The 15928-nt window shown below is 61.7% G+C and carries 14 protein-coding genes; 12 read left to right on the top strand and 2 right to left on the bottom strand.

What is annotated here, in order from left to right; genetic code table 11:
• Positions 1 to 266 precede the first annotated feature (266 nt).
• Positions 267 to 782 carry a DUF2062 domain-containing protein gene (locus ACW9JC_RS12810; RefSeq protein ID WP_338585294.1) on the bottom strand — a complete coding sequence of 172 codons (516 nt, stop codon included), beginning with the start codon at positions 780 to 782 and terminating at the stop codon, positions 267 to 269.
• A 136-nt stretch (positions 783 to 918) separates the two neighbouring features.
• Here ACW9JC_RS12810 and ACW9JC_RS12805 point away from each other — a divergent pair, with 136 nt between their 5' ends.
• From ACW9JC_RS12805 to ACW9JC_RS12750, 12 genes are all read left to right on the top strand, one after another.
• Positions 919 to 3147, top strand: coding sequence for a DNA internalization-related competence protein ComEC/Rec2 (locus ACW9JC_RS12805; RefSeq protein WP_457455225.1), 2229 nt, complete (start codon positions 919 to 921; stop codon positions 3145 to 3147).
• 104 nt (positions 3148 to 3251) lie between these two features.
• Positions 3252 to 3887, top strand: a complete 636-nt coding sequence (locus ACW9JC_RS12800; protein ID WP_457455224.1) for a MotA/TolQ/ExbB proton channel family protein — start codon at positions 3252 to 3254, stop codon at positions 3885 to 3887.
• Positions 3884 to 4312: an ExbD/TolR family protein gene (locus tag ACW9JC_RS12795; RefSeq protein WP_416128629.1), complete on the top strand. Its 429-nt coding sequence runs from the start codon at positions 3884 to 3886 to the stop codon at positions 4310 to 4312. Before ACW9JC_RS12800 ends, ACW9JC_RS12795 begins: the two co-directional genes overlap by 4 nt.
• Positions 4312 to 5322: a tetraacyldisaccharide 4'-kinase gene (gene lpxK / locus ACW9JC_RS12790; protein ID WP_338585299.1), complete on the top strand. Its 1011-nt coding sequence runs from the start codon at positions 4312 to 4314 to the stop codon at positions 5320 to 5322. The genes ACW9JC_RS12795 and lpxK overlap by 1 nt, the downstream gene beginning before the upstream one ends.
• A gap of 25 nt (positions 5323 to 5347) precedes the next feature.
• On the top strand, positions 5348 to 5533 hold the full coding sequence (locus tag ACW9JC_RS12785) for a Trm112 family protein (RefSeq protein WP_007945752.1): 186 nt from the start codon (positions 5348 to 5350) through the stop codon (positions 5531 to 5533).
• Positions 5530 to 6294 carry a 3-deoxy-manno-octulosonate cytidylyltransferase gene (gene kdsB / locus ACW9JC_RS12780; RefSeq protein WP_338585300.1) on the top strand — a complete coding sequence of 255 codons (765 nt, stop codon included), beginning with the start codon at positions 5530 to 5532 and terminating at the stop codon, positions 6292 to 6294. The genes ACW9JC_RS12785 and kdsB overlap by 4 nt, the downstream gene beginning before the upstream one ends.
• Positions 6294 to 6758 carry a low molecular weight protein-tyrosine-phosphatase gene (locus tag ACW9JC_RS12775; protein ID WP_338585301.1) on the top strand — a complete coding sequence of 155 codons (465 nt, stop codon included), beginning with the start codon at positions 6294 to 6296 and terminating at the stop codon, positions 6756 to 6758. The genes kdsB and ACW9JC_RS12775 overlap by 1 nt, the downstream gene beginning before the upstream one ends.
• On the top strand, positions 6755 to 7774 hold the full coding sequence (gene murB, locus ACW9JC_RS12770; protein ID WP_338585302.1) for a UDP-N-acetylmuramate dehydrogenase: 1020 nt from the start codon (positions 6755 to 6757) through the stop codon (positions 7772 to 7774). The genes ACW9JC_RS12775 and murB overlap by 4 nt, the downstream gene beginning before the upstream one ends.
• Positions 7775 to 8013: 239 nt before the next feature.
• Positions 8014 to 8484, top strand: a complete 471-nt coding sequence (locus ACW9JC_RS12765; RefSeq protein WP_338585304.1) for a (2Fe-2S)-binding protein — start codon at positions 8014 to 8016, stop codon at positions 8482 to 8484.
• Positions 8481 to 10799, top strand: a complete 2319-nt coding sequence (locus tag ACW9JC_RS12760; protein WP_457455223.1) for a molybdopterin cofactor-binding domain-containing protein — start codon at positions 8481 to 8483, stop codon at positions 10797 to 10799. The genes ACW9JC_RS12765 and ACW9JC_RS12760 overlap by 4 nt, the downstream gene beginning before the upstream one ends.
• Positions 10799 to 11782 carry an XdhC family protein gene (locus tag ACW9JC_RS12755; protein WP_457455222.1) on the top strand — a complete coding sequence of 328 codons (984 nt, stop codon included), beginning with the start codon at positions 10799 to 10801 and terminating at the stop codon, positions 11780 to 11782. The genes ACW9JC_RS12760 and ACW9JC_RS12755 overlap by 1 nt, the downstream gene beginning before the upstream one ends.
• Positions 11779 to 12369, top strand: a complete 591-nt coding sequence (locus ACW9JC_RS12750) for a nucleotidyltransferase family protein (RefSeq protein WP_457455221.1) — start codon at positions 11779 to 11781, stop codon at positions 12367 to 12369. The genes ACW9JC_RS12755 and ACW9JC_RS12750 overlap by 4 nt, the downstream gene beginning before the upstream one ends.
• Before the next feature lie 150 nt (positions 12370 to 12519).
• Here the strand turns inward: ACW9JC_RS12750 and rne are convergent, their stop codons facing one another.
• A complete protein-coding gene (gene rne / locus ACW9JC_RS12745; protein WP_457455220.1) occupies positions 12520 to 15732 on the bottom strand; it encodes a ribonuclease E in 3213 nt (1070 codons plus the stop codon).
• Between the last annotated feature and the right edge of the window lie 196 nt (positions 15733 to 15928).

The following is a 15928-nucleotide window of genomic DNA, read 5'->3' as shown; positions in this document are numbered from 1 at the left end:
GCCCCATCGAGAGGCCGAGTGGAGGTTCTGCGCAGTGGGCAACCCGGCAAGGATGCCGGGTTAGCCGCCCCCGGCCATGGATGGCCGATGGCGGCGGGCCCACGGAGCAGGACCGGAGCGAGGGCATGCCGAGCCACAGCGAGGCACCGAACGTCAGGGGCAAAGCGCTTTGGTTACTTTCGCGCTTTTCGAAAGTGACCCGCCGTAAGGGCGGAACCATAAGCAGCCGTTACCGAAGAAACGGATATGCACACGATCAAACCCAATCACATCCGACTCTGCTTCCGCCGCCGCCACTGCCGCGCCACCCACCACCGCCAATACACCATCACCAGACAATAAGCCAAAGCCCCCAACACCAACCCCGTCACCACCGACCCCAGCAAAAACGGCTGCCACAAGGTCGAGAGCTCACCGCTGATCCATTCCCAGGTCAACTCATCGGGCAGATGCCGTGCAGGCACGTCCATCAGCCAGGCTCCCGTCTGGTAGGTGCAAAAGAACACCGCAGGCATGGTGATCGGATTGGTCAGCCAGACCAGGCTCACCGCAATCGGCATGTTCCCGCGCACCACGATGGCGAGGATGGCAGCCAGCAGCATCTGCAACGGAATCGGCAGGAACGCCGCAAACAAACCGACCGCCATCGCCCGGGCGACGGAATGGCGGTTGAGGTGCCAGAGGTTCGGGTCATGCAGCAGCGTTCCGAGAAAGCGTAAGGATTTGTGTTCCCTGATGCTGGTCGGGTCTGGCATGTAACGTTTGAATAATCGCCGGGGCATAAGGCTTCTCGGTCGGTCAAGGCGGCAAGTATGTCTGGATTCTATGAAGCGCCCATTCAGACTTTGTGACAATTGATAACCACGACCGTGCGGCCGGACAGCTATGCCTTAAGTCGGGACTCTCAAGGACGGGCGTATGCGCACAGGGATGATGGCGCTGGCGCTGGGATTGCTGGCCCTGCGTTTTTTACCGGCACTGCCGCCGGTCGGGTTGTGGTTGTTGATACCGGTGGTCGGTTTGATGTTACTGCCGTTCAGGACGTACCCCGTGGCGTTCTTCCTGTTCGGTTTGAGTTGGGCTTGCGCGCAGGCGCAGTGGGCGCTGGACGATCGACTGTCGCCGAGCCTCGATGGCGAAACCCGCTGGGTCGAAGGGCGGGTGGTGGGGTTGCCCCAGAACAGCGAAGGCGTCGTACGCTTCGAGTTGGCAGACGCCCGGTCGCGACATGCAAAAGTGCCGCAACTCATGCGCGTGGCCTGGTATGACGGCCCGCCGGTGAACAGTGGCGAGCGCTGGCGACTGGCGGTCAAGCTGAAGCGTCCTGCCGGGTTGCTCAATCCGCACGCTTTCGATTACGACGCCTGGCTGCTGGCGCAACGCATCGGTGCGACCGGTACGGTCAAGGACGGTGAGCGACTGGCGCAAGCGCGATGGGCCTGGCGCGACGGCATCCGCCAAAGACTGCATGCGGTGGACGCCCAGGGACGAACCGGTGCGCTGGCGGCTTTGGTGCTGGGCGATGGCGCCGGGCTGAGCCGCGAAGACTGGCAGGTGTTGCAGGACACCGGCACCGTGCACCTGTTGGTGATTTCCGGACAGCACATCGGTTTGCTGGCAGGCGTGGTGTATCTGTTGATCGCCGGTCTTGCCCGTTATGGCCTGTGGCCCAGCCGTCTGCCATGGCTGCCCTGGGCCTGTGGCCTGGCATTTGCGGCCGCTCTCGGTTACGGATTGCTGGCCGGTTTTGAGGTGCCGGTACGACGGGCCTGTTTGATGATCGGACTGGTGCTGTTGTGGCGCCTGCGTTTTCGCCACCTCGGCGCCTGGTGGCCGCTTTTGCTGGCGCTCAATGGCGTTTTGTTGCTTGATCCGCTGGCGAGTCTTCAGCCGGGGTTCTGGTTGTCCTTCGCGGCGGTGGCGGTGCTGATTTTCACCTTTGGCGGCCGGTTGGGCCCTTGGCGTTGGTGGCAAACCTGGACCCGCGCGCAATGGTTGATCGCATTGGGATTGGGCCCGTTATTGCTGGTGCTGGGATTGCCGATCAGCGTGAGTGGGCCGTTGGTCAACTTGCTGGCGGTTCCCTGGATCAGTCTGGTGGTGCTGCCTCCCGCATTGCTCGGCACCGTATTGTTGCCGGTGCCTTACGTGGGCGAAGGCTTGCTGTGGCTGGCGGGTGGTTTGATCGATGGATTGTTCAAGGGACTGGCGTTGGTCGCGGGTCAGATTCCTGCGTGGGTACCCATGGCGATTCCGTTTTGGGTCTGGTGCCTGGGCGCGTTGGGGGCCTTTCTGTTGCTTCTACCCCGAGGCGTGCCAATGCGTGCGTTGGGATGGCCGATGCTGTTGTTACTGATTTTTCCGCCGCGCCCCGAGTTACCGGAAGACATCGCCGATGTCTGGCAACTGGATGTCGGCCAGGGCCTGGCGATACTGGTGCGAACCCGGTATCACACGCTGCTGTATGACACCGGCCCGCGTTTCGGCGATTTCGACCTGGGAGAGCGAGTGGTATTGCCGTCTTTACGCAAACTGGGGGTGAAAGAACTCGATCTGATGCTGATCAGCCACGCCGACGCCGATCATGCTGGTGGCGCCCGCGCGGTTGCCAACGGGCTGCCGGTCAAGCGTGTGATCAGTGGCGACCCAGAGGCGCTGCCTGCCGAGTTGCGAGCCCAAGCCTGTGAAACCGACCGGCAATGGACCTGGGACGGTGTTCAGTTCCGGCTCTGGCAATGGTCATCAGCCAGTGACAGCAATCAGAAGTCCTGCGTTTTGCAGATTGAAGCCAACGGTGAGCGATTGTTGCTGACCGGCGACATCGACACCAACGCCGAGCGCGCACTGCTCGAAAGCCCATTGGCCGGGCCGACCGACTGGTTGCAGGCGCCGCACCACGGCAGTCGCAGTTCATCTTCGATGGCGCTGCTCAACGGCTTGCAGCCCAAAGCGGTGCTGATCTCCCGTGGTCAGGGCAATTCGTTCGGTCATCCTCATCCGACGGTCATGGCGCGCTATCGAAAACGCGCAATGGCAATCTATGACAGTGCCGAACAGGGTGCCATTCATCTGCAACTCGGACGTTTCGAATCACCGCGCTCGATGCGTCAGGAACAGCGGTTCTGGCGCGATCCGTCACCCTTGTAGCGTTAACCGAGCGTAATCAAAGCCCGACCGGATGTGACATCGCGGTCTTCGGTGCGCCCACCCCCTATGTTAGAGTGGCGCACTTTTTCGAGGGGACTGACACTGTGTGGGAATTGGCCAAATCCGGCGGCTGGATGATGCTGCCGATCATTCTGAGTTCCATCGCGGCCATGGCAATCGTTGCCGAGCGTCTGTGGACCCTGCGAGTCAGCCGCGTGACCCCGGAGCACCTGCTCGGGCAGGTCTGGGTCTGGATCAAAGACAAGAAGCTCAACAAAGACCGGCTCAAGGAACTGCGCGCCAACTCGCCTCTGGGTGAAATCCTCGCCGCCGGCCTTGCCAACTCCAAGCATGGTCGCGAGATCATGAAAGAGTGCATCGAAGAGGCTGCGGCGCGGGTCATCCACGATCTTGAGCGTTACATCAATGCCCTCGGCACCATTGCCGCCATGGCGCCGTTACTGGGCCTGCTCGGTACGGTGTTGGGCATGATCGATATTTTCAGCGCATTCACCGGCAGTGGCATGACCACCAACGCTTCGGTGCTGGCCGGTGGTATTTCCAAGGCCCTGATCACTACGGCTGCCGGTTTGATGGTCGGTATCCCGGCGGTATTCTTCCATCGATTCCTGCAACGCCGGATCGATGAGTTGGTAGTCGGGATGGAGCAGGAAGCGATCAAACTCGTCGAGGTAGTGCAGGGCGACCGCGACGTTGACCTGACCGAGGGCAAAGCGTGAAATTCCGCCGCAAACCACGGGAAACGGTGGACATCAACCTCGCGTCGCTGATCGACGTGGTGTTTATCCTGCTGCTGTTTTTCGTCGTGACCACGACCTTCACCCGTGAAACCCAGTTGCGTGTCGAGCTGCCGGAAGCGGTCAGCGGCGCTTCGGCCGATGACCAGACCCGGCAGCTCGATATCGCCATCAGCGCCGATGGCGTGTTCTCGGTGAACAACCATGTTTTGCCGAAAAGCGACCTGGCCACATTGATTGAAGCGCTGCAGAAAGAATCCAATGGCGATACCAGTCTGCCGCTGTCCATCAGCGCCGACGGTAAATCCCAACATCAGTCGGTTATCACTGCGATGGACGCCGCCGGCAAGCTTGGCTTCAGCCAATTGCGCATGACCACAGTCGAGGCGGCGCCGACCGCGCCCTGATGGCCATGTCCGATCGTCTGCTCGCCGCGTGGTACGCCGGTCATCCGGCCCTGAAGCTGTTGCAGCCGCTGGAGTGGCTGTACCGGCGCGTGGTCAACAACAAGCGCAAACGCTTTCTGGCGGGCGAGGGTGAAATCTACCAGCCGCCGGTGCCGCTGATCGTCGTCGGCAATATCACGGTTGGCGGCACCGGCAAGACGCCGCTGATCCTGTGGATGATCCAGCACTGCCAGCGCAGCGGCTTGCGGGTTGGCGTGGTCAGCCGAGGTTACGGTGCCAAGCCGCCGCAATTGCCATGGCGGGTCGAGGCGGATCAAAGCGCGGAGATTGCCGGCGACGAACCGTTGCTGATCGTTCAACGCACCGGCGTACCGCTGATGATCGACCCTGATCGCAGCAGCGCCGTCAAAGCCTTGCTGGCCAGCGAGCCGCTGGATCTGATCCTGTCCGATGACGGCATGCAGCATTACCGGCTGGCCCGGGATCTGGAGTTGGTGCTGATCGACGCCGCCCGTGGCCTTGGCAACCGCCGTTGCCTGCCGGCCGGGCCGTTGCGCGAGCCGGTCGAGCGTCTGCAAAGTGTCGACGCGGTGCTCTACAACGGCGCTTCGGCTGATCGCGATGATGGTTTCGCCTTCCAGTTGCAACCCACTGCGCTGGTCAACCTGCAAAGCGGCGAACGACGTCCCCTCGATCATTTTCCAGCAGGCCAGGCGCTGCACGCCGTGGCCGGGATCGGCAACCCGCAGCGTTTCTTCAAGACCCTCGAAACGCTACACTGGCAACCAGTCCCGCATGCGTTCGCCGATCACGCCGAATACAGCGTGCAGGCGTTGAATTTCACCCCGTCATTGCCGTTGGTGATGACCGAAAAGGACGCGGTGAAGTGCCGTGCCTTCGCCGCCGCCGACTGGTGGTACCTGGCGGTCGATGCTGTGCCGTCGCCGGCCTTCGTGGCCTGGTTCGACACACAGTTGATGCGCCTGTTGCCGGCTCGTCTGTTGCCTTAAAACCGTTTTTATCCAGGGAATGCTCATGGACACCAAACTGCTCGATATCCTCGCTTGCCCGGTCTGCAAAGGCCCGCTCAAGCTCAGTGCCGACAAGACCGAGCTGATCAGCAAGGGCGCAGGTCTGGCGTACCCGATTCGCGATGGCATCCCGGTGATGCTCGAAACCGAAGCCCGCACCCTGACCACCGACGAGCGTCTGGATAAATGACCACAGCCTTTACCGTTGTCATTCCGTCGCGTTACGCCTCCACCCGTTTGCCGGGCAAGCCGCTGCTGTTGATCGCCGGCAAGCCAATGATCCAGCACGTCTGGGAACAGGCGAGCAAAAGCAGCGCCCAGCGTGTCGTGGTCGCCACTGACGATGCGCGCATCGTCGAAGCTTGCAAAGGGTTTGGCGCCGAAGTGGTGCTGACCCGTGAAGATCACAATTCCGGCACCGATCGGTTGGCGGAAGTCGCGACGAAACTGGGCCTGGCGCCCGATGCCATCGTGGTCAATGTCCAGGGTGACGAACCGTTGATCCCGGCGAGCGTGATCGATCAGGTCGCTGCCAACCTGGCCGTCCATACCGAAGCGCGCATGGCCACCTTGGCCGAGCCGATCGAAGACGTGGAAACCCTGTTCAATCCCAACGTGGTCAAGGTGGTCAGCGACCTCAATGGCCTGGCGCTGACCTTCAGTCGCTCGACCTTGCCGTGGGCGCGGGATGCGTTCGCGGTGAACCGAGAGCAATTGCCGGAAGGCGTGCCCTATCGCCGCCACATCGGCATCTACGCCTATCGCGCCGGTTTCCTGCATGACTTCGTCAGCTGGGGCCCGTGCTGGCTGGAAAACACCGAGTGCCTGGAGCAGTTGCGTGCCTTGTGGCACGGCGTGCGGATTCACGTCGCCGACGCGCTGATCGCGCCGCCGGCCGGTGTCGATACCGTTGAAGACCTTGAGCGCGTTCGTCGCCTGCTGGAGGCCTGATGCGGGTTCTGTTTGTCTGCCTGGGCAACATCTGCCGTTCACCCACGGCTGAAGGCGTGTTGCGCCACAAACTGCGTGAGGCGGGGCTGGCCGATCTGGTCGAAGTCGCCTCCGCCGGCACTGGTGACTGGCATGTCGGCAAAGCGCCGGACAAGCGCAGTCAGGCTGCGGCGAAGCTGCGCGGCTACGACTTGTCCACGCAACGTGCCCAGCAAGTGACCCGCGCCGATTTCGCCACCTACGACCTGATCCTGGCGATGGACAACAGCAACCTGCGCAACCTCAAGGCTCTGCAACCGGCCAAGGGCAAGGCCGAGCTGGATTTGTTCCTGCGTCGTTATGAGTCGGAAATCGACGAAGTCCCGGACCCGTATTACGACGGCGACCAGGGCTTCGAGCAGGTGCTGGATTTGATCGAGCGCGCCAGTGATCTGCTGGTGGTCGAATTGAAGGGACGGTTATGAGTTTGCAGGTTCGGTCGCAGGTTTCACTCAAGCCGTTCAACAGTTTTGGTGTGGATGTTCAGGCTCGTTTGTTCGCCGAAGCCCATAGCGACGCCGATGTGCGAGAAGCCTTGGCCTATGGGCTTGAGCATCATGTACCGGTGCTGGTGATCGGCGGCGGTAGCAATTTGCTGCTGACGGCGGATATCGAGTCGCTGGTGTTGCGCATGGCCACACGCGGGATTCGCGTGCTGAGCGATGACGGCAGCAAAGTGGTGATCGAAGCCGAGGCTGGCGAACCTTGGCATCCGTTCGTGCAGCACACGTTGGCGCAGGGTTTGTCGGGTCTGGAAAACCTCAGCCTGATTCCCGGCACCGTCGGTGCTGCACCGATGCAGAACATCGGCGCCTACGGGGTTGAGATCAAGGACGTGTTCGCCGGTCTGACGGCGCTTGATCGGCACAGCGGCGAACTGCGCGACTTCAACCTGGAAGAGTGCAACTTTGCCTACCGCGACAGCCTGTTCAAACAGGAGCCGGGGCGCTGGCTGATCCTGCGAGTACGCTTCGCACTCGACCGTGCTGCGCATCTGCACCTGGAATACGGCCCTGTTCGCCAGCGCCTGACCGAGCAAGGCATCGAGCATCCGACCGCCACCGATGTCAGCCAGGCGATTTGCAGCATCCGCAACGAAAAGCTCCCGGACCCGGCGGTGCTCGGTAATGCCGGCAGCTTCTTCAAGAACCCGTTGGTGCCAGCGGCGTTGGTCGCGCAGCTCAAGGGCGAATACCCCGATCTGGTGGCCTACGCGCAACCCGACGGGCAGATGAAAATCGCCGCCGGATGGCTGATTGAGCGGGCAGGGTGGAAAGGTTTCCGTGATGCCGACGCGGGCGTGCACAAGTTGCAGGCACTGGTGCTGGTCAACTACGGCAGCGCCACCGGCCTGCAGTTGCTCGACCTGGCGCAGCGTATTCAGAAAGACATTTCAGAACGTTTCCATGTCGAGCTGGAGATGGAGCCGAACCGTTATTGAGACTACGCTTTAATGGTTCAATCCAAAGCCCTGCACTGATGAAAAGTGCAGGGCTTTTTTGTTAATGCTGCGTTAACTTAGCGAGCTAACGATGCAATGCATTTTCTCCATCAAAGGCCCGGTGCAGACGCTCCCGTCAGCACAAGAGAGCCCAATAGCCTGAGTCGATCTGCGTACCGAACCAAGATCCAATGGCAGATTGCTCGACCCCATAACTCAAGAACTATGCGGGCGTGCCCATGATTACCCTGAAACTCAACGGTCAAGACCATCAACTCGACGTCACCGAGGACATGCCGCTGCTCTGGGCGATCCGCGATGTGGCCGGCTATAACGGCACCAAGTTCGGCTGCGGCATGGGCCTGTGCGGTGCGTGCACCATTCATATCGAAGGCGCTCCGGCACGCAGCTGCATCACGCCGATCGGCTCGGTAGTCGGGCAGAACGTCACCACCATCGAAAACGTCCATGCCGACCCGGTCGGTAAAGTCGTGCAGCAAGCCTGGCTCGACACGGCCGTGGCCCAATGCGGTTTCTGCCAGGGTGGGCAAATCATGTCCGCCACTGCGCTGCTCAAGACCAATCCGAACCCGAGCGATGAGCAGATCGAAGAGGCGATGGTCGGCAACATCTGTCGTTGCGGCACTTACAACCGCATCAAGACCGCCATCCGCCAGGCATCCACTCATCTGAAGGAGGCCAAGGCATGAGCCAGTTACCGAATGATTTCGCCCTGAGCAACCTCAGTCGCCGTGGTTTCCTCAAAGGTGTGGGCGCTGCCGGTGCCCTGGTGGTTGCCGCGAGCTGGGGCTGGCAGGACGCGTTTGCCGAAGAAGAGAAGAAGTTCGGCGCCGACGGAATGCCCCATGGCTGGGTGGATGATCCCAAGGTGTACGTCAGCATTGCGGCCGACGGCACGGTGACCGTGATGTGCAACCGTTCGGAAATGGGCCAGGGCGTGCGTACCAGCCTGACCATGGTCGTAGCCGATGAGCTGGAAGCCGATTGGGCACGGGTCAAGGTGCAGCAGGCTCCCGGTGACGAAGTGCGCTTCGGCAACCAGGACACCGACGGCTCGCGCAGCATGCGCCACTGGTACGAGCCGATGCGCCGCTGCGGTGCCGCCGCGCGGACCATGCTGGAGCAGGCCGCTGCCAATCAGTGGAAAGTCCCGGTCAGCGAATGCCATGCGCAATTGCACAAAGTCATCCACAAACCTACCGGTCGCGAACTGGAATATGGCGCGCTGGCCGCTGCTGCCGGTGCCTTGGCCGTCCCGGCGCGTGACAGCCTGAAACTCAAGCAACCGTCGGAATTCCGCTACATCGGCAAGGAAGGCACCAAGGCCATCGACGGTGACGACATCGTCAACGGGCGCGCGGTGTACGGTGCCGATGTGCATTTCGACGGCATGCTGTTCGCCACCATTGCCCGGCCTGCGGTCTACGGCGGCAAAGTCAAAACCTTCGATGCGATTGCGGCGATGAAAGTCCCCGGCGTGGTCAAGGTTGTGCAGATCGAGAGTCGTCCGTTGCCTTCGGAGTTTCAGCCGTTGGGCGGCATTGCCGTGGTGGCGAACAATACCTGGGCGGCGATCAAGGGCCGTGAGGCACTGAAAATCGAGTGGGATGACGGCGCCAATGCCAGCTACGACTCGATCGCCTACCGCAAGGAACTGGAGGCTGCGTCCCTCAAGCCCGGCAAAGTGGTGCGCAACACCGGCAACATCGACGAAGTCATGAGCGGCGCCGACAGTACGCTGGAAGCCTCCTACTACCTGCCGCACCTGTCGCAGTCGCCGATGGAACCAATGGTCGCCATCGCCCGCTACAAGGACGGCGTGTGCGAAGCCTGGGGGCCGAGCCAGGCGCCGCAGGTCACCCGCACAAGAATCGGTGAGCGCCTCGGTCTGCCGTTCGATAACGTCACGTTCAACGTGACGCTGCTGGGCGGCGGTTTCGGTCGCAAGTCCAAGCCTGACTTCATCATCGAGGCGGCCATTCTCGCCAAGGAATTCCCTGGCAAAGCGGTGCGGGTGCAATGGACCCGTGAAGACGACATCCATTGTTCCTACTTCCACACCGTGTCGGCGGAATACCTCAAGGCCAGCCTGAACAAGGATGGCCTGCCGTCCGGTTGGTTGCACCGCACGGTGGCGCCGAGCATCACCGCGTTGTTCGCGCCGGGCATGAATCACGAGGCGGCTTTCGAGTTGGGCATGGGCTTCACCAACATGGCCTACGCGATTCCCAACATTCGCCTGGAAAACCCTGAAGCGACGGTGCACACCCGCGTTGGCTGGTATCGCTCGGTGTCGAACATTCCCCACGGCTTCGCGATCCAGAGCTTCATCGATGAGCTGGCGCACAAGGCCGGGCAGGACCCGCTCAAGTACCAGATCAAATTGCTCGGCCCGGATCGGCAGATCGATCCGCGTACCTTGAGTGAAGAGTGGAACTACGGCGAATCGCCCGAGCGCTATCCGATCGACACCGGGCGCCTGCGCACTGTGTTGGAAACCGCCGCCAAAGCCGCCGGTTGGGGCCGTGAGTTGCCGAAGGGTCGAGGCCTGGGCCTGGCGGTGCATTACAGCTTCGTCACCTACGTGGCGGCGGTAATCGAGGTAGAAGTCAAAGACGACGGCACGTTGATCGTGCACAAGGCGGACATCGCCGTGGATTGCGGGCCGCAGATCAACCCCGAGCGGATTCGCGCACAGTTCGAAGGCGCTTGCGTCATGGGGCTGGGCAACGCGGTGTTGGGCGAGATCAGCTTCAAGGACGGCAAGGTCCAGCAAGACAACTTCCACATGTACGAAGTGGCGCGCATGTCGCTGGCGCCGAAGGAAGTCGCCGTGCATCTGGTTACGCCACCGGGCACCGTGCCGTTGGGCGGCGTCGGCGAGCCGGGCGTGCCGCCGATTGCCCCGGCGTTGTGCAACGCGATCTTCGCCGCCACCGGCAAACGCATCCGCGACCTGCCGATTCGCTATCAGCTCCAGGGCTGGCAGAAGGCGCAGGCCTGATGGACAGCGTCGATCTGAATGTCCTGCGCAGCGTGCTGGAATGGCGCCGCGCCGGTCAGCGGATGGTGTTGTACACCGTGGTCCAGACCTGGGGCACCGCGCCCCGGGCGCCTGGCGCGATGTTGGCGTTGCGTGAAGACGGTGTGGTGATTGGTTCGGTGTCGGGCGGTTGTGTCGAAGATGACCTGATTGCGCGGTTGCATGACGGCCGAATTCCGGTCGATGGCCCGCCGGTGCAGTTGATTACCTATGGCGTCACTCGTGAAGAGGCCGCGCGTTTCGGCCTGCCCTGCGGTGGCACCTTGCGCTTGACTGAGGAGCGGGTCGGCGACGCGGATTGGGTCGCCGAGTTGCTGTCGCGCTGCGAGGATCATCAAATCGTCGCGCGTTCGCTGGATATCGCGACTGGTGAAGTGGTTCTACAGCCGGCCGACAAATCGGATGTGCTGACCTTTGATGGCAAGACGCTGCGGGCCATTTATGGTCCGCGCTGGCGCCTGCTGCTGATCGGTGCGGGCCAGTTGTCCCGGTACGTCGCGGAAATGGCCCGGTTGCTGGATTTTGAGGTGCTGATCTGCGATCCACGCACCGAGTTTGTCTACGGCTGGGAAGAACAGCACGGACGATTTGTCACCGGCATGCCCGATGATGCGGTGCTGAATATCCAGACTGACGAACGCACGGCGATTGTCGCCCTGACGCACGATCCGCGCCTGGACGACATGGCGTTGCTCACCGCCCTAGACTCCAAGGCTTTTTATGTCGGTGCGCTGGGCTCTCGGGTCAACAGCCAGAAGCGTCGGGAAAACCTGGCGCAGCTGGGCTTGTCGCAACAGGCTATCGAGCGGCTGCACGGCCCGATCGGCTTGCACATCGGCAGCCACAGTCCGGCGGAAATCGCCTTGTCGCTGATGGCGGAAATTGTCGCGATCAAGAATGGCGTCGAATTGAAACAGAAAAAGCAAGTACGGGAGCGCGTATGAGCGAATCCATCGGAGCAATCATTCTGGCAGCGGGGCAGGGCAGTCGGTTTCGGCAGGTGGCGGGCGATGAAAAGGACAAGTTGCTGGCGGACTGTACGGGGCGCGATGGTGCCGTCCGTTCGGTGATCGAGCACGTGCTGGTGAATCTGCCGGCCACGCTGCAAAAGCGTGTGCTGGTGACCACCGCTGATCGTCCGCAGGTGATTCGCATGGCCAAGGCCTATGATTGTGACATCGTGCTGATCGAATCCACCGGAATGGGCGATAGCATTGCCGCTGGCGTCGCGGAGTCTGCACAACTCGGTGGCTGGTTGATGGTATTGGGGGATATGCCGTTCATCCTGCCATCGACCATTGAGCAGGTTCTGGCGCAGGTGGCTGATGACAGCATCAGTGTTCCAGTGCAAGACGGGGAATATGGGCATCCGGTGGGCTTTGGGCGCAGTTTTGCTGCGGGGTTGAGGGCGCTGTCGGGTGATCGGGGGGCCAAGCCGTTGTTTGCGCAGGGGCGGGTGGTTGAAGTAACGGTGGATGATCCAGGGGTTTTGTGGGATGTGGATGTGCCGGAGAAGTTGATCTTTGGGTGATAGCAAAGAGATCGCTGCCTTCGGCAGCTCCTACAGGATGTCCGGGATCCAAATGCAGGAGCTGCCGAAGGCTGCGATCTTTTGATTTTTATGTGTAAAAAAAAGCCCCGCCTGGGATCACCAGACGGGGCTTTTTATTGACCGATGGAATCAGACGAGTGGTTTAGGCTCGTGCTCTTTTTCTTCGGCTTGTTCGTGTTTCTCTACCGCTTCCTGCACCGAGCGTGGCGCTTCGTGGATCACCGATTCAGCTGGCTCGGCAGCGACTTCGGCAACCGGGGCAGGTGCTGCCTCGACTACTTCAGCAACAACCGGTGCTGGTTCTTCAGCGACAACGGCTTCAGCAACCGGAGCAGCAGCGGCAGCCAGTTCGGCTTCCTTCTGCAGGCGCTCTTCTTCACGCTTGCGACGACGCACTTCACGTGGATCGTTCGGCGCGCGGCCACTTGGCGTCAGTGCGCTAACCTGAACGGCTTCGACCACTGGAGCCGCCACTTCGGCGACAACCGGTGCTTCAACCACTGGAGCAGGCTCGGCAGCGGCAACAACCGGCTCGGAAACCATTGCTTCAGCGACTTCCGCTTCAACGACTGGCGCTGGAGTTTCAGCAACGGCTGGTTCGGCAACCCAGTTGAACGCGGTTTGTTCTTCGCGAACCTCACGAACAACTTCAGTCACGGTTTCAACAACCGGTTCTGCAACCTCGGCAGGCGCTTCGGTAACAACAGCTTCAGCAGCCGCTTCAACCGCTGGCTGAGCTTCTGGCGCTTGGACTACTTCGATTTCCGGCGAGGCGGTCACTTCTACCGGCGTGGTCGCTTCAACGACTGGCGCTTCAACCGGAGCAGTTTCCAGGGTGGCGGCAGTGGCGCGTTCGGCTTGCTCGTTGGCTTGTGCTTCAGCCGGAGCGCTGATCACGGAGCTGGCAACGGCTGCGGTAACAGCCAGGCCGGCGGCCAGATCGGCAGTGCTCGGCTCTTCAGCGTTTTCGCCGGCTTCGGACTCCTCCGAACCTTCGATCACGTTGCCGTTGGCGTCACGCTGACGCTCACGACGGTTGCTGCGACGGCGTTGGCCACGGGAGCGACGGCGTGGGCGATCGCCTTCGGCGCCGTCCTGACCATCGTCCTGCAGTTGCTCTTCGTTGGTTGTCAGCTCTTCTTCGGCAACGGCGGCAGCGGCTTGCTCGACACGTGGTTGACGTTCTTCACGCGGTGGGCGTGGAGCGCGTTCTTCACGTGGCTGGCGGGCCGGACGTTCTTCAGTGGTGGCAACAGCGGCAGCGGCGGCGACCGGAGCGGCATCCAGTGGCTCACGCAGTTCACGTACGCGCTCTTCGCGCTCGCCACGTGGCTTGCGGTCTTCGCGCGGAGCACGCGGTGCACGTTCTTCACGCGGAGCGCGTGGTGCGCGCTCTTCGCGAGCTACGGCTGGGGTTTCTTCGCGGGCTTCGCGTGGCTGACGCTCTTCGCGTGGTTCACGTGGTGCGCGCTCTTCACGCGGTGCACGTTCTTCGCGCGGCTTGCGCTCTTCGTCGCGGCGACCGTTACGGTTGCGGCTCTGCTGACGACCGTTGCGACGCTCTTCGTTGCGGGCCGGACGCTCGGTAGCCGGTTTTTCAACCACGACCGGAGCGGCAGGCTCTTCCTTGGTAGCGAACAGACTGACCAGCGACTTCACCAGGCCTTTGAACAGGCTTGGCTCTGGCGCGGCAACCGGAGCAGGGGCCGGAGCGGCAACTTCGGTCGGAACCGGAGCATTGGCGCGGGCCGGAGCAGTCTTGACCGCGGCTTCCTGGCGAACCAGGGTGCGGGTCGCGGCGGCTGGCTGGACTTCTTCCACATCGGCAGCGGCAGCGGCGATTTCGTAGCTGGACTGGTTGGTGGCGGCTTCCGGGCTGTCATCACGCAGACGCTGAACTTCGAAGTGCGGCGTTTCGAGGTGATCGTTCGGCAGAATGACGATGCGGGCACGGGTGCGCAGTTCGATCTTGGTGATCGAGTTGCGTTTTTCGTTGAGCAGGAACGCGGCGACCGGGATCGGCACTTGTGCGCGAACTTCGGCGGTGCGGTCTTTCAGGGCTTCTTCTTCGATCAGGCGCAGGATCGCCAGGGACAGCGATTCAACATCGCGGATGATCCCGGTGCCGCTGCAACGCGGGCAAACGATGCCGCTGCTCTCGCCCAGGGATGGACGCAGGCGCTGACGGGACATTTCCAGCAGGCCGAAGCGCGAGATGCGACCGACTTGCACGCGAGCGCGGTCGGCTTCCAGGCATTCGCGGACTTTTTCTTCCACGGCGCGCTGGTTCTTGGCAGGGGTCATGTCGATGAAGTCGATGACGATCAGGCCGCCGATGTCGCGCAAGCGCAACTGACGGGCGATTTCTTCGGCGGCTTCAAGGTTGGTCTGCAGAGCGGTTTCTTCGATGTCGCTGCCTTTGGTGGCGCGCGCCGAGTTGATGTCGATGGACACCAGGGCTTCGGTCGGGTCGATAACGATGGAACCGCCGGAAGGCAGTTCGACCACGCGCTGGAAAGCGGTCTCGATCTGGCTTTCGATCTGGAAACGGTTGAACAGCGGAACGCTGTCTTCGTACAGCTTGATCTTGCTGGCGTACTGCGGCATCACCTGGCGAATGAAGGTCAGGGCTTCGTCCTGGGCTTCAACGCTGTCGATCAGCACTTCGCCGATGTCCTGGCGCAGGTAATCGCGGATGGCGCGGATGATTACGTTGCTTTCCTGGTAGATCAGGAAAGGCGCGGCGCGATCCAGCGAGGCTTCTTTGATGGCGGTCCAGAGTTGCAGCAGGTAATCGAGGTCCCACTGCATTTCTTCGCTGCTGCGGCCCAGGCCGGCAGTGCGCACGATCAGACCCATGTCGGCCGGGGCAACCAGACCGTTCAGGGCTTCACGCAGTTCGTTGCGCTCTTCACCTTCGATGCGACGGGAGATGCCGCCGGCACGCGGGTTGTTCGGCATCAGAACCAGATAACGACCGGCCAGGCTGATGAACGTGGTCAGGGCGGCGCCCTTGTTGCCACGTTCTTCTTTCTCGACCTGCACGATGACTTCCTGGCCTTCGCTCAGGACGTCCTTGATGTTGACGCGGCCTTCGGGGGCTTTCTTGAAGTATTCGCGGGAGATTTCTTTGAGGGGCAGGAAGCCGTGGCGCTCGGAGCCGAAATCGACAAAGGCAGCCTCAAGGCTTGGTTCGATGCGAGTAATCCGGCCTTTATAAATGTTGGCCTTCTTCTGCTCGCGTGCACCGGATTCGATGTCCAGGTCGTAGAGGCGCTGGCCATCTACCAGTGCAACACGCAACTCTTCGGGTTGAGTTGCGTTAATCAGCATTCTTTTCATGTAGTACCGTCGGTTTCCGGGCTGCCGGAAACGGCGTTCGGCACACACGACTTCTCACGGTCGGTGTCAGGTGCGTCGGGAGTGGTTGGCCATTTCCCGTGTCCAGCGAAGTCCGGCCAATGTGGGCCTTCATCGCGACGTACGCGTCCTGCTTGCTGTGGCTCTTGAGCACTCAGTCAGGAGGAGGAATCAACCG

Source organism: Pseudomonas sp. SDO5591_S426 (assembly GCF_054070755.1).
Note: the sequence above shows the minus strand (reverse complement) of the source record. Positions and strands in the feature narration are given on the sequence as shown.

Coding starts and splice junctions, on each gene's coding strand:
- ACW9JC_RS12810 (WP_338585294.1), bottom strand. CDS start 782: ATGCCCCGGCGATTATTCAAACGTTACATGCCAGACCCGACCAGCATC.
- ACW9JC_RS12805 (WP_457455225.1), top strand. CDS start 919: ATGCGCACAGGGATGATGGCGCTGGCGCTGGGATTGCTGGCCCTGCGT.
- lpxK (WP_338585299.1), top strand. CDS start 4,312: ATGGCCATGTCCGATCGTCTGCTCGCCGCGTGGTACGCCGGTCATCCG.
- ACW9JC_RS12785 (WP_007945752.1), top strand. CDS start 5,348: ATGGACACCAAACTGCTCGATATCCTCGCTTGCCCGGTCTGCAAAGGC.
- kdsB (WP_338585300.1), top strand. CDS start 5,530: ATGACCACAGCCTTTACCGTTGTCATTCCGTCGCGTTACGCCTCCACC.
- ACW9JC_RS12775 (WP_338585301.1), top strand. CDS start 6,294: ATGCGGGTTCTGTTTGTCTGCCTGGGCAACATCTGCCGTTCACCCACG.
- murB (WP_338585302.1), top strand. CDS start 6,755: ATGAGTTTGCAGGTTCGGTCGCAGGTTTCACTCAAGCCGTTCAACAGT.
- ACW9JC_RS12765 (WP_338585304.1), top strand. CDS start 8,014: ATGATTACCCTGAAACTCAACGGTCAAGACCATCAACTCGACGTCACC.
- ACW9JC_RS12760 (WP_457455223.1), top strand. CDS start 8,481: ATGAGCCAGTTACCGAATGATTTCGCCCTGAGCAACCTCAGTCGCCGT.
- ACW9JC_RS12755 (WP_457455222.1), top strand. CDS start 10,799: ATGGACAGCGTCGATCTGAATGTCCTGCGCAGCGTGCTGGAATGGCGC.
- ACW9JC_RS12750 (WP_457455221.1), top strand. CDS start 11,779: ATGAGCGAATCCATCGGAGCAATCATTCTGGCAGCGGGGCAGGGCAGT.
- rne (WP_457455220.1), bottom strand. CDS start 15,732: ATGAAAAGAATGCTGATTAACGCAACTCAACCCGAAGAGTTGCGTGTT.